We start from the raw sequence: 21,946 nt of genomic DNA, 5'->3' as shown, positions 1-21,946 counted from the left end.
GTCGCGCGCGCGGGCAACCACGGCCGCGCCGCGCGCAGCGTAGCAGTAGTTCCTGCTTTGGAGTGCAGATGAGTGTCCTCGCCGTTGGGCTGAGCCACCGCAGCTCGCCCGTGGCGCTGTTGGAGCGCGTCGCGTTGAGCGGGGAGTCCCGCCTGAAGGTCATGTCCGAGATGGTGGGCACCTCCGCGGTCAACGAGGTGATGATCGTCGCCACGTGCAACCGCATGGAGGTCTACGCCGACGTCGACAAGTTCCACCCCGGTGTCACCGCGATCTCCGAGCTGCTCTCCTGGCACACCGGCGTGTCCATGGGCGAACTCACCGAGCACCTCTACGTCCACTACGAGGAGCGCGCCGTCCAGCACCTGTTCTCCGTCGCCTGCGGCCTGGACTCCATGGTCGTCGGCGAGGGGCAGATCCTCGGACAGGTCCGCACCGCCCTGAAGGAGGCGCAGCAGGGCGGGACCCTCGGCCGGGTCCTCAACGACCTCGGCCAGCGGGCCCTGCGCGTCGGCAAGCGCGCCCACACCGAGACCCACCTCGACCACGCCGGGGCCGACATGGTCTCCCTCGGCCTGACCGTCGCCATGCGCCACCTTCCGGTCGCGGCCGCCGGCGCCGCCCCGGCCGCGACCGGCGGGCGGTGCCCGGTCCACGCCGCCTCCACCGCCGACGCCGTCGCCGCCGCGCTTCCCCAGCCGCAGGCCCTCACCGGCCGGCGCGTCCTGGTGCTGGGCGCCGGCTCGATGAGCGCGCTGTCGGCCAACACCGTCGCCCGTCAGGGGGCGAGCTCCGTGGTGGTGGCCAACCGCACCTTCGAACGGGCCGCCCGGCTGGCCGAGTGCCTCACCGAGGCCTATGAGCCGATCGCCAGCCGCGCGGTCCCGTTCGAGGACGCCGCGGCCCAGATCGCCGACGTCGACCTGGTCATCTCCTGCACCGGCGCGCAGGGGCTGGTGCTCACCCGCGACGAGGTCGAGGCCACCCTGGCCGGGCGCGGCGCCCGCCCGCTGGTCTTCCTGGACCTGGCCCTGCCGCGCGACGTCGACGAGGCGGTGCGCGAGCTGCCCGGCGTCGAACTGGTCGACATCGAGGACCTGCGCCGCGCCGCCGCCGAGGGCGCCGACGACACCTCCGGGCGCTCCGACGACCTCTCCCTGGTCCGCGACATCGTCGAGGAGGAGGTCGCCGAGTACCAGTCGGTCCGCCGCGCCGAGCTCGTCGCGCCCACGGTCGTCGCGCTGCGCAGCAAGGCCCGGCTCGTCGTCGACACCGAGCTGGCCCGCCTCCAGGGACGCCTCCCCGACCTCGACGACAAGGCCCGCGGCGAGATCACCCACGCCATGCGCCGCGTCGTCGACAAGCTCCTGCACCAGCCCACCGTCCGGGTCAAGCAGCTCGCGGCCGGCCCCAACGGCGACTCCTATGAGGCGGCGCTGCGCGAACTGTTCGACCTCGACCCCGCAACGCCCGACGCGGTCACCCGGATCGACCCCGCCGTCGGCGAGGAGAAGTGAAGATGACCTCCGCACCGGCCCGGCTCGGCACCCGCCGCAGCACCATGGCCACCACCCAGTCGCAGATGGTCGCCGACACCATCACCGAGCGCACCGGAGTCTCGATCGAGCTCGTGCTCATCACCAGCTTCGGTGACGTCACCAAGGCCCACCTGGCCCAGCTCGGCGGCACCGGGGTGTTCGTCAACGCCCTGCGCGACGAGCTGCTGGCCGGGAACATCGAGTTCGCGGTGCACTCCCTCAAGGACCTGCCCACCGCCCCCGCCGACGGCCTCACCCTCGCGGCCGTCACCGAGCGCGACGACCCCCGCGACGCGCTGTGCGCCCGGGACGGCCTGAAGTTCGCCGACCTGCCCGCCGGAGCGCGGGTGGGCACGGGTTCGCCGCGCCGTGTCGCCCAGCTCGCCGCGCTGCGCCCCGACCTCGACTACGTCCCCATCCGCGGGAACGCCGAGACCCGTCTGGGCAAGGTCGCCTCGGGTGAGCTCGACGCCGTCGTCCTGGCCTACGCGGGCCTGACCCGGGTCGGCCGCCTCGACGACGTCACCGACGTGTTCGACCCCGGACAGGTGCTGCCCGCCCCCGGGCAGGGGGCGCTTGCCGTGGAGTGCCGGGCCGCCGACATCGACGGCGATCTGGCCTACCTCACCGCGGTCGACCACGCCGAGACCCGCGCCGCGGTCCTCGCCGAGCGCACCGTCCTGGCCGAACTGGAGGCCGGCTGCGCCGCCCCCGTGGGGGCCTACGCCCGCTGCGCCGACGGCCAGATCGTCCTGCACGCCGCCGTGGTCGCGGTCGACGGCAGCCAGTCCATCCGCCGCCGGGGACAGGCGAGCCTCGCCGACTTCCCCACCGCCGCGGCCGCGGCCGCCCACCTCGGCCGCTCGCTGGCGGCCGAGATGATCGCGCAGGGAGCCGACCGCATCGTGGCCGACGCCGCGGGGCGCTGACGACTGGCCGCGCAGCCCCACCCGTCAGGTGGGGGAGTCGGTAGGAGGAACAAGGAGCGATGAACCCGCACACCGAGAACCCGGAAGAGACCCCGGGGACGCCCGCCGGGGCCGCCGCCGGGCACGTCGCCCTGGTGGGGGCCGGGCCCGGAGACCCCGAGCTGCTGACGCTGCGCGCCGCCGCGCTGCTCGCGCGGGCCGACGTCGTCTTCACCATCCGTGAGCCGGGCCCCAGGATGGCCGCCTACCGTTCACCGCTGTTGGCGCACTGCCGTCCCGACGTCCAGGTCATCGAGCCGGCCGAGTGCGGGGGCGACGCCAACGCGCTCGCGCTCGCCCACGCCCGCGACGGCCGTCGCGTCGTCCGCCTCTACAGCGGCGATCCGCTGCTGGGCTGCCGTGGCGCCGAGCTCGCCGACGCCTGCCGCGAAGCCGGCGTCGAGTTCGAGATCGCCGCGGGCCTGTCCTCGGTCACCGCCGTCCCCACCTACGCCGGCGTTCCGCTGCTGCCGCGCGGGGTCGGCGAGCTGCGCGTCCTCGACGCCCGGGAGCCCGGCCCCGACTGGGAGAGGGCGGCCGAGGGGGAGGCCACGCTCGTGGTGATGTTCCCCGACGCCCCCGATGACGAGGACCCGCAGGCCACGGGGCCCGGCTTCGACCGCGTGTGCAAGGCGCTCATCGCCGGTGGCCGCCCCGACACCACCCCGGTCGCCGTCACCCGGATGGGGACCACCACGGCGCAGAGCACCGTCGTGTCCACGCTGGCCCGCCTCACCGCCGACCTCAAGGCCGCCGACGCCAAGGGCAACAACATCACCAAGCCGGCGCTGATGGTCGTCGGTGAGGGCGTGCGCGGCCAGGAGCGCATCTCGTGGTTCGAGACCCGCCCCCTGTTCGGATGGCGGGTGCTCGTCCCCCGCACCAAGGAGCAGGCCGCCAGCCTGTCGGAGCAACTGCGCGGCTACGGCGCGGTGCCCGAGGAGGTCCCCACCATCTCCGTGGAGCCGCCGCGCACCCCGCAGCAGATGGAGCGGGCCGTCCGCGGCCTGGTGACCGGCCGTTACCAGTGGGTGGCGTTCACCTCGGTCAACGCGGTCAAGGCGATCCGGGAGCGGTTCGAGGAATACGGTCTGGACGCGCGGGCGTTTGCCGGTGTGAAGGTCGCGGCCGTGGGTGAGCAGACCGCCGCCGCGCTGCGCGCGTTCGGCATCCAGCCCGACCTCATGCCGCCGGAGGACCGTCAGTCCGGCGCCGGACTGGTCGAGGTCTGGCCGCCCTACGACGCCGAGCTCGACCCGATCGAGCGCGTGCTCCTGCCGCGTGCCGACATCGCCACCGAGACCCTCGCCGCCGGCCTGGCCGACCTCGGCTGGGAGGTGGACGACGTCACCGCCTACCGGACGGTGCGCGCGGCGCCGCCGCCCGCGCCGATCCGCGAGGCCATCAAGGGGGGCGGTTTCGACGCGGTGCTGTTCACCTCCTCCTCGACGGTGCGCAACCTCGTCGGCATCGCGGGCAAGCCGCACGCGACCACGGTCATCGCCGTCATCGGCCCCGAGACCGCCAAGACGGCCGAGGAGTACGGGCTGCGTGTCGACGTGGTCGCCCCCAAGACCTCGGTTTCGGCCCTCGCCGCGGCCCTTTCGGAGTACGGTGCGGCTCAGCGCGAAGCCGCGATCCGGGACGGCAAGCCCGTGCTCCGGCCCAGCCAGAAGCGGCGCGGCCGTCGGCGCAAGCTCGCCTGACCCGCCGCACCACCGACCAGCCCACCAGGGAGTCGCCCGACATGACCGCACGCTTCCCCGCGGCCCGGCCCCGCCGGCTGCGCAGCACGCCGGCGCTGCGCAGGCTCGTGGCCGAGACCCGGGTCGCCCCGGCCGACCTGATCCTGCCGATGTTCGTCAAGGAGGGCATCGACACGCCCAACCCGGTGTCGTCGATGCCGGGCGTCGTCCAGCACACGCGCGACAGCCTGCGCAAGGCCGCCCACGAGGCGGCCGAGGCGGGGGTCGGCGGCCTCATGCTGTTCGGTGTCCCCGAGGTGAAGGACGAGCGCGGCTCGGCCGCCGACGACCCCGCGGGCATCGTCCAAAAGGCGCTGCGCGACCTGTCGGCCGACCTCGGCGGTGAGATCGTGATCATGGCCGACCTGTGCCTGGACGAGTACACCTCGCACGGCCATTGCGGCCTGCTCACGCCCTCCGGCGATGTCGACAACGACGCGACGCTGGAGCGTTACGCCTCCATCGCGGTGGCCCAGGCCGCCGCGGGGGTGGACGTCGTCGCGCCCAGCGGCATGATGGACGGCCAGGTCGCCGCCATCCGCACCGCGCTGGACAGGGCCGGCTACACCAACGTCCCGATCCTCGCCTACGCCGCCAAGTACGCCTCGGCCTTCTACGGGCCCTTCCGCGAGGCCGCCGAGGGGGCGCCCCAGTTCGGCGACCGCACCCGTTACCAGCAGGACCCGGCCAACGCCCGCGAGGCGCTGCGCGAGGTCGAGCTGGACATCGCCGAGGGCGCCGACATGGTCATGGTGAAGCCGGGCCTGGCCTATCTCGACATCGTCGCCAAGGTCGCCGAGTCGGTCACCGTGCCCGTTTCGGCCTACCAGGTCAGCGGCGAGTACGCCATGGTCGAGGCCGCCGCGGCCAACGGGTGGCTGGACCGCGAACGGGTCATCTTGGAGACGCTCACCTCCTATCGGAGGGCCGGCGCCCACCAGATCCTCACCTATTGGGCCACCGAGGCCGCGCGCCTTCTGCGCTGATCCGTGACAACGGTGTTCTCCCAATCGGGCCGGGGCCGGGTGCGGGGAGGCAACACCATCGACTCCGCACCGCGAACCGGACCAAGGGGGAAACGTGGTAGACGTGCTCAGCCGGCGCAAACGCCGGAGGCAGACCGCGAGCAGCGGGCTCGGCGCGGCGCTGGAGTACGCCGCGCTGGGGTGGCCGGTGTGCCGTGGGGCGCGGCCGGCGCAGGACAACGGTCGGGCCTGTGCCTGTGACCGGCTGGGCTGCCCCGACCCGGGCGCCCATCCGATGTCGGCGGCCTGGGCCATGGAGGCGACGACCGACCCCGCTCGCATCACCCGCTGGTGGAACGCCACCCCCGACGCCAACATCATCCTGCCCACCGGACGGGTCTTCGACGTCTTCGACGTTCCCGCGGGCGCCGGGATCATGGCGCTGGCCCGGATGGACCGTGCCGGTGTGGCGGCCGGCCCGGTGGCGGCGGTCGAGGCCCGGCGCTATCTCTTCTTCGTGGCCACGCGGTCGCCGGTGGACGAGGACGAGTGGTGGTCCTGTCACCTCGACTGCGTGCCCGAGACCGTCGAGGAGACGCCGGGCCTGCGGTGGCACTGCCGGGACAGCTACGTGCCGGCGCCTCCCTCGCGGCTGCCCTCCGGCGGCCAGGTCGCCTGGATCCGCTCACCGGTCGCCGACGGCGCGGCCATCGCCCTGCCCGACCCGATCCCCGTCCTCGACGTCCTCGCCGACGCCTGCGAGGAGTTCACCGCCTGACCGGGGCGTTCAGGCGCCCGGTTTCTCGGCGGCCACGACGATTCCGTCCTCGTCGCTGCACAGCCAGGCCCCCGGGTCGAACACGACCCCGCCGAACGCCACCGGCACGTCCACCGCTCCGGCGCCGGTCTTGGCCGACTTGCGAGGGTTGCTGCCCAGCGCCTTGATCCCCAGGTCGATGTGGGCCAGTTGAGCGGTGTCCCGCACGGCGCCGTTGATGACCACCCCCGCCCAGCCGTTGCGCGCGGCCGACGCGGCGATGAGGTCTCCCATGAGCGCGCTGCGCAGCGATCCCCCGCCGTCCACCACCAGCACCCGGCCCTGGCCGGGAGTGCCCAGTAGCCGCTTCACCAGCGCGTTGTCCTCGCGGCAGGTGACGGTGACGATCGTGCCCTGGAAGGCGCGGCGCGCGCCGAACTGGCGGAGCTGCGTCTCGCAGCTCGCGAGCAGGTCGCCGTGGGCGTCGATCAGGTCGGCGGTCGCGGGCACCTCGGCCATGGTGGCTCCCTCGTGTCGGGACGACGGGGCCCCAACCTATCCGGGCCCGCGTGACCGGCCGCGGCGACCCCGGCCCCTGGGGACGGGGCGCGCGCTTTCGCAGGTAACTGCCACACTGGAGGGGTGGGTACTCATCAGATTTCAACCGACCTGTTCCAGCGCGCGAGCGCGGTCGTGCCGGGAGGGGTGAACTCCCCGGTCCGGGCCTTCGGCGCGGTGGGCGGGACCCCGCCGTTCATGGCGTCGGGCGAGGGGGCCTACCTCACCGACGTCGACGGCAACCGCTACGTCGACCTCATCTGCTCGTGGGGGCCGCTGATCCTCGGCCACGCGCACCCGGCCGTCGTCGAGGCGCTCGCCACCGCGGCGGCCAAGGGCACCTCCTACGGCGCGCCGACCAAGGGCGAGGTCGAGCTGGCCGAGGAGATCGTCTCCCGCACCCCCGTCGAGAAGGTGCGGCTGGTCAACTCCGGTACCGAGGCCACCATGTCGGCGATCCGGCTGGCCCGCGGCGCGACCGGGCGCAGCAAGGTGGTCAAGTTCGCCGGCAACTACCACGGACACGTGGACGCGCTGCTGGCCGCGGCGGGCTCGGGTGTCGCGACGTTCGCCCTGCCCGACTCGCCGGGTGTCACCGGCGCCAGCGCCGCCGACACGATCGTGCTGCCCTACAACGACATCGAGGCGGTCGAGCGGGCCTTCGCCGAGTCGGGCGAGGAGATCGCCTGTGTCATCGCCGAGGCGTGCCCGGCGAACATGGGCATCGTGCCGCCCAAGGACGGTTTCAACGCCAGGCTCAAGGAGATCACCGCGCGGCACGGCGCGCTCCTCGTCCTCGACGAGGTGCTGACCGGCTTCCGGGTGAGCCCGTCGGGGTGGTACGGCCTTGAGGGGGTCGCCCCCGACCTGATGACCTTCGGCAAGGTGATGGGGGGCGGACTGCCCGCCGCCGCGTTCGGCGGGCGCGCCGACCTGATGGACCAGCTCAGCCCGAGCGGCCCCGTCTACCAGGCGGGCACGCTCTCGGGCAACCCGCTGGCCACCGCGGCCGGCCTGGCGACGCTGCGCAACGCCACCCCCGAGGTCTACGCCCACATCGACCGGGTGGCCGAGCAGGTCTCGGCGGCCGTGGCCGCGGAGCTGAGCGCGGCCGGCGTGCCGCACCGTATCCAGCACGGCGGCAACCTCTTCACCGTGTTCTTCACCGCCGACGAGGTGGTCGACTTCGACGACGCCCGCGCGCAGAACACCCGCCGTTTCGCGGCGTTCTTCACCGCGATGCTGGAGCAGGGCGTCTACCTGCCGCCGGCGGCGTTCGAGGCGTGGTTCTTCTCGGCGGCGCACGACGATGAGGCCATCGATCGGGTCGTCTCGGCCCTGCCCGCGGCGGCCAAGGCCGCCGCCCAGGTGGCTGACTGACGATCCGGTGGGCTCGGGGCGGCGGACCCGTCCGGCCGTCGCCCCGGAAGATCGCGGAGGAACAGAAACGCTACGGATTCCGCTAGATCACCGTTAACGGACTCTTTAGCATTGAGACATGCTTGATCTCGATCGGCTGCGCGCCCTCACCACCATCGCCGAGTACGGCTCGGTGAGCGCGGCGGCCGACGCCCTCGGCATCACCGCCTCCGCGGTCTCACAGCAGATCGCGAAACTGGAGCGCGAGACCTCCTCGTGCCTGCTGGAGCGCAACGGACGCGGCGTGCGGCTCACCGACGCCGCCTGGCTGCTCGTCGGCCACGCCGAACGCATCCTCAGACTGGTCACCGAGGCCGAGGCCGACCTGGAGGCCCAGCGCGGCAGCGTGGTCGGCCAGATCGGGATCGCCGCGCCCGCCACGGTCTCGCGGGGACTGCTCCCGAGGGTGGTGCGCGACCTCGCCACCCATCACCCCCGGCTCACCGTCAGACTCCACGAGACCGTTCCCAAGACGTCGCTGCCCCGGATGCTGCGCGGCGAGTACGACCTCACCATCGTGCACGACTGGCGTAACTCCCCCCTGCCCCTCCCCGAGGGACTGGAGCGCGTCCACCTCCTCGACGATCCCGCCGAGATCGCGCTGCCCGCCTCCCATCCGCTGGCCGGACGCCCGTCGTTGGCCTTCGCCGAGCTCGCCACCGAGAAGTGGATCGCGGCGCCCAGCGGTGACATATGCCACGACTGGCTCGTCGGGATGCTGCGCGAGGCGGGCGTCGAACCCGAGATCGCCCACTACTCGACGGAGTACCCGACCCAGCTCGAACTGGTCGCGGCCGGCCTGGGCGTCGCGGTCCTGCCCCGGCTGGGCCGGGGCCGGCTGCCCGACGGCCTCGTCACCGTCCCGGTGCGGCCCACGTTGGTGCGACGGTTGTACGCGGTATGGCGTTCGGAGGCGGGGCGACGCCCCGCGGTCCAGGCCGTGGTTGCCGCACTGCGCGCCGCGGTCGGTACGGTTGAGGGCGCGCGGCCGGTTCCGGCCGGACCGCCGCCACCCCACTCAGAGGGCGTGAAGCACACCGAAAGGGAAACGGTTCCGCACGATGTCCACGACCACCGTCGTCCACCTGCTGCGGCATGGTGAAGTGCACAACCCCGCGGGGGTCCTCTACGGCCGGCTTCCGGACTTCCACCTCAGCGAGCGAGGCCGTCGCATGGCGGAGCTGGCCGCGAAGTGGTTTGCGGGCCGTGACCTGAAGGTGCTCTACTCCTCCCCGCTGGAGCGCGCCCAGGAGACCGCGGAGCCCCTGGCCGACGGGTTCGGATTGCCGATCCAGCTCGACGACCGGCTGATCGAGGCCGGCAACAGCTTCCAGGGCAAACCGTTCACGTCGCGCGCGATGGCGGACCCGCGCACCTGGCGGCGGCTTTACAACCCGTTCCTGCCGTCGTGGGGCGAGTCCTACACGACGATCGTGGCGCGCATGGTCGAGGTCATCAAGCAGGTCCGCCGCGAGGCCTGGGGCGGCGAGGCGGTGTGCGTCAGTCACCAGCTGCCGATCTGGATGGCGCGCCGCGCCTCCGAGGGGCAGCGGCTGTGGCACCGTCCCGACCGCCGGCAGTGCAACCTCGCCAGCGTCACGTCGTTGACCTTCGAGGACTACCGGCTGGTCAGCGTCGGCTACAGCGAGCCGGCCGCCGAGCTCTACACCGGCCGGGCCAGCGTCCCCGGCGCCTAGACCGCCCGGGCGGGTGACGTTTCCCCTACGCGCGTCCGTCCGATTGCCCGAGAGGGTAGGCTAGCTCGTTGGGTGGCGCGTCCCCTCCGGCCGTGTCCGCCCATCTGCCGCGCCATGTCCCCTACGGTGACGTGCCGCCGCAGTCACAGGACGGCTGGACGGGCCTTCCCGCCCGCGCTCCGCCGTCATGTCTCTTTCATCGCGTTCAAGAGGTGATCCCATGGGTTCCGTCATCAAGAAGCGCCGCAAGCGCATGGCGAAGAAGAAGCACCGCAAGCTGCTGAAGAAGACCCGCATCGCGCGTCGCAACAAGAAGTAGGCGCCCCTCTCCGCCGACGTGCCGTGGGCCCGCTCCGCGCCCGCGCGCAGGGGCCCCGTGGCAGCGGGGCGCGCCGGGATCGCGGGCCATGGGGGTGCGGTACGCGCCGCCCGGGTCCGTCCCCGCCGCGCCGGCCCTGTCCGAGACCGAGGCGGAGACACCTACCTCCCCGCAGTGAGAACGCCTAAGGAGGCGAGTCGACATGGCTCGCGTCGTACTCGTTACCGGGGTCTCCCGGTACTTGGGGGCCCGCGTCGCGAACGCCCTCCAGGCCGATCCCGGTGTCGACCGGGTGATCGGTGTGGATTCCGCCCGGCCCCATCCCCTCCTGGGAGGGGCCGAGTTCGTTCGGGCCGATCCGCACGATGGCAGTGTCAACGCGGTGGTGAGCGATTCGGGCGCCGACACGGTCCTGCACCTGGGCCTGGCGACGGCGCCGCGCGACACGGCGGGCCGGCCGTTCCGTGAGAACAACGCCCTCGGTTCCCTCCAGGTGCTCGCCGCCTGCCAACGCTCCGCGAAGGTGGACCGTCTGGTGGTCCGCTCCAGCGCGGCGGTCTACGGCCCCTCCTCGTGCGGCCCCGAGGTGTGCACCGAGGAGGCCGAGGCGCAGCAGGTGCTGCGGCCCGGATACGCCAAGGACGCGGTCGAACTCGAACGGCACGTGCGCGGCCTGGTGCGGCGCCGCCCCGACATCTCCGTCGCGGTGCTGCGGTTCGCCAACCTCATGGGGCCGTCCGTCGAGACCCCCCTCACCCGTTACCTGGGCCTGCGGATCGTTCCCACGCTCCGAGGACACGATCCCCGCATGCAGTTCCTCCACGAGGACGACGGGGTCGAGGCCCTCCGCCGGATGGCGACGAGCGACGGCGAGGGCACCTTCAACGTCGCCGCGCCCGGCGCGATTCCGCTGTCGCAGTGTCTGCGTCGCGCGGGCCGGCCGGAGTTCCCGGTTCCCGCGGGCGGGCTACGGGTGTTCGACAGCCTGGCCCGCCGGGCCCGGCTCGACTACTCCCCCGACCACCTGCGCCTGCTCTGTTCGGGCCGGGTGCTCGATTCGGGCAAGCTGGAACGGGCCCTGGAGTGGTCGCCGAGCTACTCCTCGCAGGAGGCGTTCGACTCCTTCGTGGCCGAACGGGTGCCGTCGGCCCGGACCCCCACCCGCCTCATCGGCCAGATGACCCATCGCGTCCGCGGCGTCGTCGGCCGCTGACCCCGCGGAGACGGGCCGCCCCGCGACCGCGGGGCGGCGCTCAGACGCGGCGGCGGCGGGCCATGCCGACCGCGACCCCGCCGGCCACGGCGCCGGCGAAGGCCGCCGGCACGCCCACCCGCAGGGCCCTGCGGTGCGTGCGGAACTCGTGTACCGGCCAGCCGTTGCGCGCGGCGTGCCCGCGCAGGTCGTCGTCGGGGTTGACGGCGTTGGGGTGGCCCACCAGGGACAGCAGCGGCAGGTCGTTGTAGGAGTCGCTGTAGGCCGTGCACGATTCGAGGTCGAGCTTCTCGTGCTCGGCCAGGGCGCGCACCGCTTCGGCCTTGGCCGGACCGTGCAGGAGGTCGCCGACCAGCCGGCCCGTGTAGACCCCGTCCACCGATTCGGCGACGGTGCCGAGCGCGCCGGTGAGCCCCAGGCGCCGTTTGATGATGTCGGCGAGTTCCACGGGCGTGGCCGTGACCAGCCAGACCCGCCGGCCGGCCCGCAGGTGCCGTTGGACCAGGGCGCGGGCGCCCTCCCAGATCCGGTCGGCCATCGTGTCGTCGTAGATCTCCTCGCACAGCGAGACGAGGTCGTCGACCTTGTGGCCCGCGACGAAGGCTAGCGCGGCCTCGCGCGCGGCGTTGATGTGCCCGGCCCGCTCGTTCCCGCTGACCCGGAACACCATCTGGCCCCAGGCGAAACGCAGCAGGTCGCGTGTTGTGAACAGGTCCCGCGCGGCCAGGCCGCGGGCGAAGTGGTAGATGGACGCACCGCGCATGAGCGTGTTGTCGACGTCGAAGAACGCCGCGGATCCCCCGGCTGCCCGGAGGGGCGGATCGTCCAGCATCGCCTCAGCAGCCGCTGCGGCTGCTCGACCAGCGAGAGTGGCGCGGCCGTTGTCACGGCGTCGGAGATGGCCCCACATGCTCCGAGCCTAAGGCTCCCGTGGGGTGGCGACGGCGTGGTCGCGAAGAGGCGGATCATCTCGTGAGGTAACTCACATCCTCTCCCGGGTAGGGGGCCGTGTGCCAGCGGGATTCGCCCGTTCGGTCAGGCTCGGCTCCCCGTTCGTGCGCATTGTGGCCCGAAAGTGCAGCATCATTAGCGGGATGGTCGAGGTAGGACTAGCTTTCGTCTGCGCCCTGGTGGCCTGGAGCGCCACCGCGGCGCTGGCTGCGCGTTGTCACCGAAACCCGAGCCTGCATGCGTGGGCGTGGACGGGCTCGGCTCTAGCCGTCACGATCGCGTTGAGCGCGGCCTTCCCGGGCGCGCTGCTCGACTTCTCCGAGGTCACCTTCCGCATCTTCCAGATCGGTGTGGGGCTGCTCGGCCCGCTGTTGCTGGGGTGGGGGGCCGTGGAGTACGCGATCGGGTCCGCCCGCGCGAGGTTCGGGGTCCGGCTGGTCGTCACGACGTTGACGATCGTGCCGTTGGTCATCTTGATCCTGGACCGGCTGCGCGGCCGGTACGACAACGGCTATCCCGCGGCGTCGGACCACTACGACGTCATCCCCATGACGGCCCTGGCCCTGGTTCACGGGTTCGCCCTCATCGCGGTTCTCACCTGTGCGATCGTGGTGGCGCGGGACCTGCGCGATCGCCCGCGCGCGGCCCGGCACCGGCTGTCGGTGGTGGGGTTGGCGGGCGCGGCGGTGCTGCTCGAGGTGCTCGTCAGCCGCTTCGGTCTGGACATCCTCGGCCAGCTCCTGCTGGTGGGCGCGGTCGCCTGTGTGTGGGGGACGCTCACCCGGGCGGTCTCCCCGCCGCGCGACCGGAACCACGGCCGCCGCCGGGGGCGTCGTTCCGCGGGGTCCCGCGCCGCGCGCGAGGACGACGGATTCGACGACGAAGAAGACGAACCTTTCGACACCGAGGAGGATGACGTGCGACGCAAACGCCGCGGCGCCGACTACGACGACCCCGAGCCCGCGCCGCCGCCGCGTCCCTCCCGGCTCCGCGGGATCATCACCATCTACACCCTGGCCGAGGGGCATGGTGACGCCTTCGACGACTGCGCGGACGAGGTCGTCGAGGAGGTCGCGCGGCACGAGCCGGACACCCTGCTGTTCGCCTGCCACACGGTGCCCAGCGCGCCGTCACAGCGCATCGTCTACGCGATCTACCGCGATCAGCTCGCCTACGAGGAGCACGAGCAGCAGCCGCACGTCCTGGAGTTCGAGCGCCGGCGGGCCCCCCACGTCGTGGCGACGAACGTGATCGAGCTCGCCCTGTCCGGGGCTTCGGCGGCCGACAACCTGGCGGGCATGCTGATGCCGCGCTGAGTCTCCGTGGCGTTGCGGGGAGTTCGCTCGGAGTTCCCTGGGAAAAGAGACCGGAAAACAGCGAAAGCGGATGTTTGAAGTACGCTTCCTGTTGTTCGACCCGGTCGTCCGTTCTGACGCCGTCCCGGCGGGGCCGCCGGCGCGAGGTCACACACGACCCCGACGGTTCACCGCAATCAACCGGAGTGTGCTGGAAGCCCGATGCGAAAGTTCCTCGTCTTCCTGATCTTTCTGCTGGTCGTCCTGGTGGCCGCTGATCGAGGCCTGCACCACGCCGCGCAGAGCGAGATCGCCAAGCGGGTCAGCCAGCAGTACGAGCTGGCCTCGGAGCCCGAGGTCACCATCGGTGGCTTCCCCTTCCTGACCCAGTTCTTCGGTGGCGAGTACTCCGAGATCAACATCGTCACCGGAGCGATGACCGTCAACGACGTCCAGCTTGAGCGCGTCGACGCGACCTTCACCGGCGTCCAGGCGCCATTGGCCGACCTGCTCTCCACCCCCCAGGTGACCGCGGAACAGGGACAGGCCAAGGTCATGCTCCCCTACAGCGAGCTGCAGAAGCGGTTGCCCGAGGGCATCGTCGTCGAGACCGACAACGGGACCCCCCGCATCACCGGCGACCTCGCCGTCGGAGGGTTCAGCATCCCGATCGAGAGCGACATCGAGATCACCATCGACGGTGACACGCTGACGATGACCCCGACCAACGTCTCCGCCGGCGGCAACCAGATCGACCTCGGTTCCGTCGCCGAGCGGCTCTCGCTGACGGTCGCCGTTCCCCCGTTGCCCTTCGACTTCCAGATCACCGGGGTCGAGGCCCTGCCCAACGGGGTCGAACTGTCCGGCGAGGGCAGCGACATCCCGATCACCGGCGGCGGGGGACAGGGCTGACCCCGGCCCGGTTCGCGGGCCCCGCGGGCCCGCGGGAGCCGTCCCCGCCGTCTGTGCGGGGACGGCGGGCGGACGGCCGGCGTGGACACGATCGGAGGGGACGGCCATGACCGGGGAAGGCCTCCTCGGCGCGGCGGAGCTCGGCGCGCCGCTCGGAGAGCGCGCCACGCTCGTCCAGTTCTCCACCGCCTTCTGCCAGCCCTGCCGGGCGACCCGGCGGATCCTCGCCGATGTCGCCGCCCTCGTCCAGGGGGTGGCCCACGTCGAGATCGACGCCGAGTCCCACCTTGAGCTCGTCCGGCGTCTCGGCGTCGATCGCACCCCCACGGTCCTCGTCCTGGACGCCGGGGGCCGGATCGTCCGCCAGGCGAGCGGTACCCCTCGCAAGGCCGACGTCATCGCCGCGCTCGGTGCCGCGATCCCCTGACCCCGGTCCCGGCCACTGTGAATTAGCGCACCCGTGACATCCCGCGGCCCACGCCGTACGATCGTCACCGTGACCTTCCTGACAGACGCGCTTTTGACGAAGCGACGCGCGGTCGATTTCTGCCGCGTCGCCACCGCGCTCTGTCGCGCTGCCCTGTAGAGCGAGCCCACGGCGCCGTACGCGCCCCACGGAAGCGACCGCACCCCGCAACGGGTGCGCTCCACATCCCTCAGCACCGCTCACGCACCTGGGAACCACGATGAAGGTCGACCCCAGAGGTCAGCGTCCCCCCGCAGCCGTCGTCACCACCCTCCCGGCCACAGCCCTGCCCACCGGCAGGACCGCGCGGCCGGTCGGCGGGAACACGGCCGGGGCGCCGGTCCTCGCCCTCCTTCCCCACGCCAGGCGGGCGCCGTCCGCTGGGGCGGCGTTCCCCGCCCGCGTGCCGTGTCCCCCGTGGGCTGCTTCCGCCGGTCGCCCGGCCGCTCTGCCTCCCGCCTTCGCGACCTCCGGTTCCCGCCGGCGGCGCGAGCCGTCCCCCGCCCCGAGCGCCGTCGCCTCCGCGAGGCACACCGGATGAGGGTGGGCGGACGGCTTCCCCGTGACGTAGCACGACCCGCAAACCAAACAAGGAGGTTCCCATGAGCCGCTCCGACGTCCTGGTCGACGCCGACTGGGTGGAGGCTCACCTGGACGACGCGAACGTCGTCCTCGTCGAGGTGGACGAGGACACGTCGGCCTACGACAAGGGCCACATCCGCAACGCCATCAAGATCGACTGGAAGAAGGACCTCCAGGACCCGGTCCGCCGCGACTTCGTGGACAAGACCGGCTTCGAGAAGCTGCTCTCCGAGCGTGGCATCGCCAACGATCACACCGTGGTGCTCTACGGGGGCAACAACAACTGGTTCGCGGCCTACGCCTACTGGTACTTCAAGCTCTACGGCCACCAGGACGTGAAGCTGCTCGACGGTGGCCGCAAGAAGTGGGAGCTCGACTCCCGCGAGCTGGTCGAGGAGGTCCCCGAGCGGCCGGCCACCCAGTACACCGCCAAGGAGCAGGACACCTCGATCCGGGCCTTCCGCGACGAGGTGGTCGACGCGATCGGCAAGAAGGACCTCGTCGACGTCCGCTCGCCCGACGAGTTCGTCGGCAAGCTGCTGGCGCCGGCGCACCTGCCGCAGGAGACCTCGCAGCGGCCGGGGCACATCCCCACCGCGCGCAACATCCCGTGGGCCAAGACCGCCAACGAGGACGGCACCTTCAAGTCGGAGGAGGAGCTGCGCGCCCTCTACACCGAGGCGGGCGTCGACCTCGACAAGGACATCATCGCCTACTGCCGCATCGGCGAGCGCTCCTCGCACACCTGGTTCGCTCTGCACGAGCTGCTGGGCCTGTCCAACGTCAAGAACTACGACGGTTCCTGGACCGAGTACGGGTCGCTGGTGGGCGTCCCGGTCGAGTTGGGGGAGGCCAAGTGAGCGACAACGGCTGCGGCGCTCCCGTCGGAGGGGTCGCCCTCGCCGACGTGAACGCCGGTGACCAGGCGGTCATCCAGGGGGTGGTCACCCGTGACGGGCGTCCGCTCAGCGGCGCCTACGCGCGGCTGCTCAACGCCTCGGGCGACTTCGTCGGCGAGGTCGCCACCGGCGAGGAGGGCACGTTCCGCTTCTTCGCCGCCGACGGCGACTGGACGGTGCGCGTCCTGGCCTCCCAGGGGTTCACCGCCCAGTACGAGGTGAAGGCCGAGACCGGCAGGATCGTCGACCTGGCCGTTCAGGCGTAGACGGCCCATCGGACGCCGGCGGCACCGGGAGCGGGTCCCGGTGCCGCCGGCGTCCGGTGTCTGCGGGCGGCCGCGGCACCGTCCCGGGGAATCTGCGGGAGCCGGTGACAAGAGGGCTACGGCCTGACACCATGCCGACGTACCAACGGAGAGCCGCCGGGGCCACACCCGCGGCCGGGCGGGAGGTGCGACGCGGTGGCGAGCACGCGAGAAGGGGACCGGAGGCGGCCGGGATCGGTCTACCTCGGCTGGCGTTATGAGGTCGTCGTCGCCGACCCCGGTCCGGCCCCGCGGCGGCCGAGCCCCTCGGAACGCGAGACGCTCGACGAGGAGTGGGCCGCCGCCCGACGCCGCGCCGAGGCCCAGAGCGACCGGCCGCTCTCCTTCGCCCTGGCCGCGCTGGCGGGTATCGCCCTGCTCGCCGTCGCGCTGTGGCCGCTCGGCGTCCTTCCGGGGCTGTTCGCGGTCTCGGCGTCCCTGGCCTGCCTGATCGTCGCCGCCCCGATCGCCCTCGCGGTACTCCAGGGCCGTCAGGCGGTCCGGCGGCGGCTCGTCGAGGAACGGCGCCGTGTCGAGGAACTGGACCAGGAGCGCGAACGGTTGCTGCGCGAGCGCCAGGAGGAGCACGCCCGCGAGTACGCCGAATGGGAGACCCGCCGTCGCGCTTACGAGGCCCAGCCCCGTTGGTACGGGGTCGCCGTCCCGGAGTGGGCCCGCCTGGCTACGGTCGCCGGGGGGACGCCGGCCGGCTGGTCGGCGCTGCTGGCCAACCTCGGCGCCTCCCTGCTGCGCGACGGGGGAGACCTCACGGTCGTGGACCTGTCCGGCCGGGCGGTGGCCGGCGACCTCGCCTCGCTCGCCCGAAGGTGCGCCGTCCTCCCCCGGATCTGGGTGCTGCCCGCCGACCTGCCGCACATGACCCTCGGCGCGAACCTCGACGCGGCCGGCCGGGCCGGCCTGCTCGCCGTCACCGCCCGCGCCTCGGAGCCCGCGGCCGACGTGGCGGCCGACAGGGAGTTCCTGACGACGCTGCTGGGGATCCTGGGCGCCGACGCGCCCCTCACCCATCTCACGGCGGCCCTGCGCGCGCTCGCGCTGCCGGACGGCTCCGGCGCGGACGACGACCCCGCGTTGTCGCCGCTCACCGCGGAACAACGCCGGCGGCTGCGCGACCTGCCCCACCCCGATCGGGCGGACCGGTTACGCGCGGCCGAGCTGGAGCGCCGCCTCGTGGCCTTCGAAGGGCTCGGCGCCCAAGCCGTCGAGGAGCCCTACGCCCAGATCAAGATCATCGCCACGGACCGCTCCTCAGGGGAGCGGGCCGGACGCTCCTACGGCACCTACGCCCTCGCGGCGCTGAGCGAGCTGCTGCGGATGCGCGCCCGCCGCGGCAACGCCCCCCGCCCCTGGGCGCACACCATCGTGGTCTGCGGCGCCGACGCGCTGCCGGACGCGCGGGTCCGGGACCTGCTGCGCGCGGCCGGGGCGGTGGGGGCCGGGGTCGTCCTTTTGTACCGAAGGGCCAGTCGCGACGCCCTGGCGATGCTCGGCGAGGACGGGTGCCTGCCGGTCCTCATGCGCCAGCCGGACGCGCGGGCCGCGTCCGAGGCGGCCGCGCGCGTGGGGGAGGGGCACCGGCTCCCCCTGCACCCGCTCACCGAGGTCGTCGGCGAGGCGCTGGGCGACTCCATCGCCGACGGCTACGTCACCGACCCGGCCGAGAGCGTCACCACCGGTATCCCCGTCCGGCACGCGAGCCGGACGATCCCTCCCCTCGACCTCGTCCGCCACGTCCGCTCCGCCACCGCCTGGGGGCGTGTCACCGCCCAGGCCGCCGACGTCAGCGGTTCCGCCACCCCGGGGGAGACGCTGCGCTGCGACGCCACCGGGATGCGCGCGCTGCCGCCCACCGCGATGCTGGTCCTCGACGGCGGCACCCCGGTGCTCGCCGACGCCAACCCCGGCATTCTCACGCTGCCCGATGCGACGCTCGCCACCGCGGCCGGACCGGGCGGCGTCCCCGCCCCGGCCCCCGCGGCCGAGGAGGACGAGGCCCCACGCCCCAACCTCGGGCCGCCTCCCGAGCGCCCCGACTGGCGTAACGAGGGGGGAATGCGCGAAGCCGGCTAGTCGTTGGCCGGGGTGACGGTGGAGAAGGCGACGTCACCACCGCGCCCCGGCGGGGCCGGGCCTCCCGCGCAGGTGTCACCCGTGCCCGCCCTTTGCGGTTGGCAATAGGCTGGGTTCGATCGCCTATCACTCAGGCGTCTCGTCATTCCAGTGAATTGTGGAGATCATGAGCGAACTTCCCCTGCGTGCCCAGTTGGCCGCCGCACTGGGTAAGGGCGCGGCGACGTTGTCCCGAGCCACCGGGCGCGGCGACGGCTCGGTCATCGGAGGCCGCGTCGCGCTCAAGGTCGAACCGGACCTGCTCGCCAAGCTGGCCCGCGGCCGGCGGTTGTCGCTGGTCAGCGCCACCAACGGCAAGACCACCACGACCCGGCTGATCGCCTCCGCGCTGCGCGAGCTCGGCGACATCGCGACGAACGAGCACGGCGCGAACATGCCCACCGGGCACATCACCGCGCTCGCCGACAGCCCCGACGCGCGCAACGGTGTCTTGGAGGTCGACGAGAAGTACCTTCCCCAGGTGCTCCGCGAGACCAACGCCGCCGTGGTCGTGCTGATGAACCTCAGCCGCGACCAGATGGACCGCGCCTCCGAGATCAACCTGCTCGCCAAGAAGTGGCGCGAGGCGCTGGCCAAGAGCGAGACCCACGTCATCGCCAACGCCGACGACCCGCTCGTGGCCTGGGCCGGCCTCGGCGCGCGCTACGCCACCTGGGTCTCGGCGGGACAGCGTTGGAAGGAGGACTCCTGGTGCTGCCCCGAGTGCGGCGGTCACCTCAAGCGCGACCCCGACCCGCACTGGGAGTGCCCCGAGTGCGGCCTGCGCAGGCCCGACACCAGCTGGGCGGTGGACAACCAGACCGACAGCGTCATCGACCCCAACGGCCAGCGGCTCCCGTTGCAGCTCAACCTGCCGGGTGACGCCAACCGCGCCAACGCCGTCATCGCGCTGGCCACCGCCGCGGCCTACGGCATCCACCCCAAGCAGGCGCTGCCCCGGTTGCGCGAGATCCGCTCCGTCGCGGGCCGCTACACCTCGGTCGTCACCAACGGCGTCGAGGTGCGGCTGCTGCTCGCCAAGAACCCCGCGGGCTGGCTGGAGTCGTTCGCGGTGCTCAGCCCGCCGCACGTCCCGGTGATCCTGTCCATCAACGCCCAGGTCCCCGACGGCAAGGACACCTCCTGGCTGTGGGACGTCGACTACACCGTGCTGCGCGGGCGCCGCGTGTTCTGCATGGGGGAGCGGCGCACCGACCTCGCGTTGCGTCTGGAGACCGACGAGGTTCCGTTCGAGATCGCCGACCGCGTGGACGAGGTCGTCGCCAAGCTGAAGGCCGAACAGCCCGACATCACCAAGGTCGACGTCATCGCCAACTACACGGCCTTCCAGCAGATCCGCACGGCCTACGGCCGCGTCCAGTAGGAAAGACCAACATGAGCGACACCAGCAGCAGGCTGCGGATCGTGTGGATCTACCCCGATCTGCTCAGCACCTACGGGGACCGGGGCAATGTCCTCATCCTGCGCCGCCGCGCCGAACTGCGCGGAATCCCCACGGAGACGATCCACGTCCACTCCAGCGACCGGGTCCCGGTCGAGGGCGACATCTACCTGATCGGCGGGGGCGAGGACCGGCCGCAGATCCTCGCGGCGGAGCGACTGCGCGCCGACGGCGGCCTGAAGCGGGCGGCCGAGCGGGGGGCCGCGATCCTGGCCATCTGCGCCGGCTACCAGATCATCGGCGAGTCCTACGGTGACGACGCCGACAACCCCCTGCCGGGCCTGGGCATCCTCGACATCCGCAGCGGCCGGGGCACGTCCCGCGCGGTGGGCGAGATCGTCGCCGACGTCGATCCCGGGCTGGGGGTCGGTCGCATCACCGGGTTCGAGAACCACCAGGGGCGCACGGCGCTGGGTCCCTCGGCCCGTCCCTTCTCCACCACGGTGCGCGGTGTCGGCAACGACGGCGCCACGGAGGGGGCCTACCAGGGGCAGGTCATCGGTACCTACCTGCACGGCCCGGCGCTGCCGCGCAACCCCGCGCTGGCCGACCTCCTGCTGCGCATGCGCGTGGGCGACATCCCCCCGCTCCAGCGGTCCTGGGGCGATGCCCTGCACGAGGAGCGGCTGGCCGCGGTGCTGTGAGCCGTCCCGTCCCGCGTTCCGGGGGCGGCGGCCTGGACTGGGCCGCCGCCCCTTCCGCGGGTCAGTTGGGCCGGCGGCGCAGCTCGATCTTGGCGTTGGCCCCGGTGTCGGGGCTGACGATGACCTCCTGGGCGGCGGCGATGCCGTCCACGGTGAGGTCCGCGTCCACCGGGACGGTCCGCTTCACCAGGCCCAGGGCGATGGGGCCGAGTTCGTGGTGGCGGGCGGAGGAGCCCACCACGCCGACGGCGCGGCCGTCGAGCTCCAGGGCCGCGCCACGCTCGGGCAGGCGCTCGGCGGTGCCGTCCAGGTGCAACATGACCAGGCGGCGGGGCGGCCGTCCCAGGTTGTGGACGCGCGCCACCGTCTCCTGGCCCGGGTAGCACCCCTTTTCCAGGTGGACGGCCGAACCGACCCAACCCATCTCGTGCGGGATCGCGCGGTGGTCGCTGTCGAAGCCGAGCCGGGGGCGGTGCGCGGCGATGCGACGCGCCTCGCAGGCCCACAGGCCCGCCGGCCGGGCGCCGGCCTCGGTGAGGGCGTCGGTCACCTCGACGAGCCTCTCGACGGGAACGAACAGGTCGATCTCGTCGGTGGCGCGCCGGACCGGAACGTCCTCCACAAGTCCGGCCACGTCGGCCAGCCGGGCTTCGCGGTCGGGCCCGGCGAGCGTGACGACGCCGCGGGTGGAGCCGAGGTCCTCGACCTCCACGCGCAGCATGAAGCGCATGGAGTCGAGGAACCGGGCCAGCTCCTCGGCGGTTCCCGGCTCGACGTGCGCCCAGACCGCGGTGCCGTCGTCCACCAGCGACAGATGGTGCTTGATGTGTCCCTTGCTGTCCATGACCAGGGCCTCGGTCGCGGTGCCCGGCGCGATCCCGTCGAGGAACTGGCTGGTGAGGCTGTGCAGCCAGCCCAACCGGTCGGGACCGGAGACGCGGACGACGCCTCGGTTGCTCCGGTCCACCCAGCCGCAGGAACGGTCCAGCGCGCGCTGTTCCTGGGCGGGCTCACCATAGTGGGCGGCGATGTCGGCGTCCGGCGGCTCGGCGGCGACGGCGCCAGGACGCTTCAGCAGCGGCGAAGTCATACCCCCGAGCCTATGTCCCCGCCGCCGGGAC

General features: G+C 72.8%; 22 protein-coding genes. 19 read left to right on the top strand and 3 right to left on the bottom strand.

Annotation, left to right across the window (positions count from 1 at the left end):
- The first annotated feature begins 68 nt into the window (after window positions 1-68).
- The 5 genes from B5D66_RS06075 to B5D66_RS06055 all read left to right on the top strand — a co-directional run bounded on the left by B5D66_RS06075 (window position 69) and on the right by B5D66_RS06055 (window position 5,994).
- Window positions 69-1,517: a glutamyl-tRNA reductase gene (locus B5D66_RS06075; protein WP_078760649.1), complete on the top strand. Its 1,449-nt coding sequence runs from the start codon at window positions 69-71 to the stop codon at window positions 1,515-1,517.
- A 2-nt stretch (window positions 1,518-1,519) separates the two neighbouring features.
- Entirely contained in the window at window positions 1,520-2,467 is a 948-nt protein-coding gene (hemC, locus tag B5D66_RS06070) for a hydroxymethylbilane synthase (RefSeq protein WP_078760648.1), read from the top strand.
- 59 nt (window positions 2,468-2,526) lie between these two features.
- Complete coding sequence (locus tag B5D66_RS06065) at window positions 2,527-4,212, top strand: bifunctional uroporphyrinogen-III C-methyltransferase/uroporphyrinogen-III synthase (protein ID WP_078760647.1); 1,686 nt, start codon at window positions 2,527-2,529, stop codon at window positions 4,210-4,212.
- A 41-nt stretch (window positions 4,213-4,253) separates the two neighbouring features.
- Window positions 4,254-5,237 (top strand): porphobilinogen synthase, encoded by a 984-nt coding sequence (gene hemB, locus B5D66_RS06060; protein ID WP_078760646.1) that lies wholly within the window; start codon window positions 4,254-4,256, stop codon window positions 5,235-5,237.
- Window positions 5,238-5,331: 94 nt separating this feature from the next.
- Window positions 5,332-5,994 (top strand): bifunctional DNA primase/polymerase, encoded by a 663-nt coding sequence (locus B5D66_RS06055; protein WP_078760645.1) that lies wholly within the window; start codon window positions 5,332-5,334, stop codon window positions 5,992-5,994.
- Window positions 5,995-6,003: 9 nt separating this feature from the next.
- Here B5D66_RS06055 and rraA read toward each other — a convergent pair whose 3' ends face one another.
- Window positions 6,004-6,492: a ribonuclease E activity regulator RraA gene (gene rraA, locus B5D66_RS06050; RefSeq protein ID WP_078760644.1), complete on the bottom strand. Its 489-nt coding sequence runs from the start codon at window positions 6,490-6,492 to the stop codon at window positions 6,004-6,006.
- Between the two features lie 123 nt (window positions 6,493-6,615).
- On the opposite strand from rraA, the gene hemL reads away from it, so the two are divergent.
- From hemL to B5D66_RS06025, 5 genes are all read left to right on the top strand, one after another.
- Entirely contained in the window at window positions 6,616-7,911 is a 1,296-nt protein-coding gene (hemL, locus tag B5D66_RS06045; RefSeq protein WP_078760643.1) for a glutamate-1-semialdehyde 2,1-aminomutase, read from the top strand.
- Between the two features lie 118 nt (window positions 7,912-8,029).
- A complete protein-coding gene (locus B5D66_RS06040; RefSeq protein ID WP_078760642.1) occupies window positions 8,030-9,052 on the top strand; it encodes a LysR family transcriptional regulator in 1,023 nt (340 codons plus the stop codon).
- Window positions 9,012-9,647, top strand: a complete 636-nt coding sequence (locus B5D66_RS06035; protein WP_078760641.1) for a histidine phosphatase family protein — start codon at window positions 9,012-9,014, stop codon at window positions 9,645-9,647. The genes B5D66_RS06040 and B5D66_RS06035 overlap by 41 nt, the downstream gene beginning before the upstream one ends.
- Before the next feature lie 220 nt (window positions 9,648-9,867).
- On the top strand, window positions 9,868-9,966 hold the full coding sequence (locus tag B5D66_RS06030) for a 30S ribosomal protein bS22 (protein WP_078760640.1): 99 nt from the start codon (window positions 9,868-9,870) through the stop codon (window positions 9,964-9,966).
- Window positions 9,967-10,168: 202 nt separating this feature from the next.
- Window positions 10,169-11,179, top strand: a complete 1,011-nt coding sequence (locus B5D66_RS06025; RefSeq protein WP_078760639.1) for an NAD-dependent epimerase/dehydratase family protein — start codon at window positions 10,169-10,171, stop codon at window positions 11,177-11,179.
- A gap of 40 nt (window positions 11,180-11,219) precedes the next feature.
- On the opposite strand, the gene B5D66_RS06020 is transcribed toward B5D66_RS06025, so the two are convergent.
- A complete protein-coding gene (locus B5D66_RS06020; RefSeq protein WP_078760638.1) occupies window positions 11,220-12,011 on the bottom strand; it encodes an HAD family hydrolase in 792 nt (263 codons plus the stop codon).
- A gap of 262 nt (window positions 12,012-12,273) precedes the next feature.
- Here B5D66_RS06020 and B5D66_RS06015 point away from each other — a divergent pair, with 262 nt between their 5' ends.
- From B5D66_RS06015 to B5D66_RS05980, 9 genes are all read left to right on the top strand, one after another.
- The gene (locus B5D66_RS06015) at window positions 12,274-13,446 is read left to right on the top strand and encodes a putative quinol monooxygenase (protein ID WP_078760637.1); all 1,173 of its coding nucleotides are present in this window, start codon (window positions 12,274-12,276) and stop codon (window positions 13,444-13,446) included.
- A gap of 201 nt (window positions 13,447-13,647) precedes the next feature.
- A complete protein-coding gene (locus B5D66_RS06010; protein ID WP_078760636.1) occupies window positions 13,648-14,337 on the top strand; it encodes an LmeA family phospholipid-binding protein in 690 nt (229 codons plus the stop codon).
- A gap of 106 nt (window positions 14,338-14,443) precedes the next feature.
- A complete protein-coding gene (locus tag B5D66_RS06005) occupies window positions 14,444-14,764 on the top strand; it encodes a thioredoxin family protein (RefSeq protein WP_078760635.1) in 321 nt (106 codons plus the stop codon).
- Window positions 14,765-14,797: 33 nt separating this feature from the next.
- On the top strand, window positions 14,798-14,923 hold the full coding sequence (locus B5D66_RS26530) for a putative leader peptide (RefSeq protein WP_394330034.1): 126 nt from the start codon (window positions 14,798-14,800) through the stop codon (window positions 14,921-14,923).
- A gap of 482 nt (window positions 14,924-15,405) precedes the next feature.
- On the top strand, window positions 15,406-16,245 hold the full coding sequence (locus B5D66_RS06000; protein WP_078760634.1) for a sulfurtransferase: 840 nt from the start codon (window positions 15,406-15,408) through the stop codon (window positions 16,243-16,245).
- Window positions 16,242-16,550, top strand: coding sequence for a DUF1416 domain-containing protein (locus B5D66_RS05995; protein ID WP_078760633.1), 309 nt, complete (start codon window positions 16,242-16,244; stop codon window positions 16,548-16,550). Before B5D66_RS06000 ends, B5D66_RS05995 begins: the two co-directional genes overlap by 4 nt.
- Before the next feature lie 195 nt (window positions 16,551-16,745).
- Window positions 16,746-18,680 carry a coiled-coil domain-containing protein gene (locus B5D66_RS05990; RefSeq protein ID WP_078760632.1) on the top strand — a complete coding sequence of 645 codons (1,935 nt, stop codon included), beginning with the start codon at window positions 16,746-16,748 and terminating at the stop codon, window positions 18,678-18,680.
- 166 nt (window positions 18,681-18,846) lie between these two features.
- Entirely contained in the window at window positions 18,847-20,103 is a 1,257-nt protein-coding gene (locus tag B5D66_RS05985) for a MurT ligase domain-containing protein (protein WP_078760946.1), read from the top strand.
- A gap of 11 nt (window positions 20,104-20,114) precedes the next feature.
- Complete coding sequence (locus tag B5D66_RS05980; RefSeq protein WP_078760631.1) at window positions 20,115-20,825, top strand: type 1 glutamine amidotransferase; 711 nt, start codon at window positions 20,115-20,117, stop codon at window positions 20,823-20,825.
- Between the two features lie 61 nt (window positions 20,826-20,886).
- Here B5D66_RS05980 and ygfZ read toward each other — a convergent pair whose 3' ends face one another.
- The gene (gene ygfZ, locus B5D66_RS05975) at window positions 20,887-21,915 is read right to left on the bottom strand and encodes a CAF17-like 4Fe-4S cluster assembly/insertion protein YgfZ (protein ID WP_078760630.1); all 1,029 of its coding nucleotides are present in this window, start codon (window positions 21,913-21,915) and stop codon (window positions 20,887-20,889) included.
- Between the last annotated feature and the right edge of the window lie 31 nt (window positions 21,916-21,946).

This window comes from Marinactinospora thermotolerans DSM 45154 (assembly GCF_900167435.1).
GTDB lineage: Bacteria > Actinomycetota > Actinomycetes > Streptosporangiales > Streptosporangiaceae > Marinactinospora > Marinactinospora thermotolerans.
Note: the sequence above shows the minus strand (reverse complement) of the source record. Positions and strands in the feature narration are given on the sequence as shown.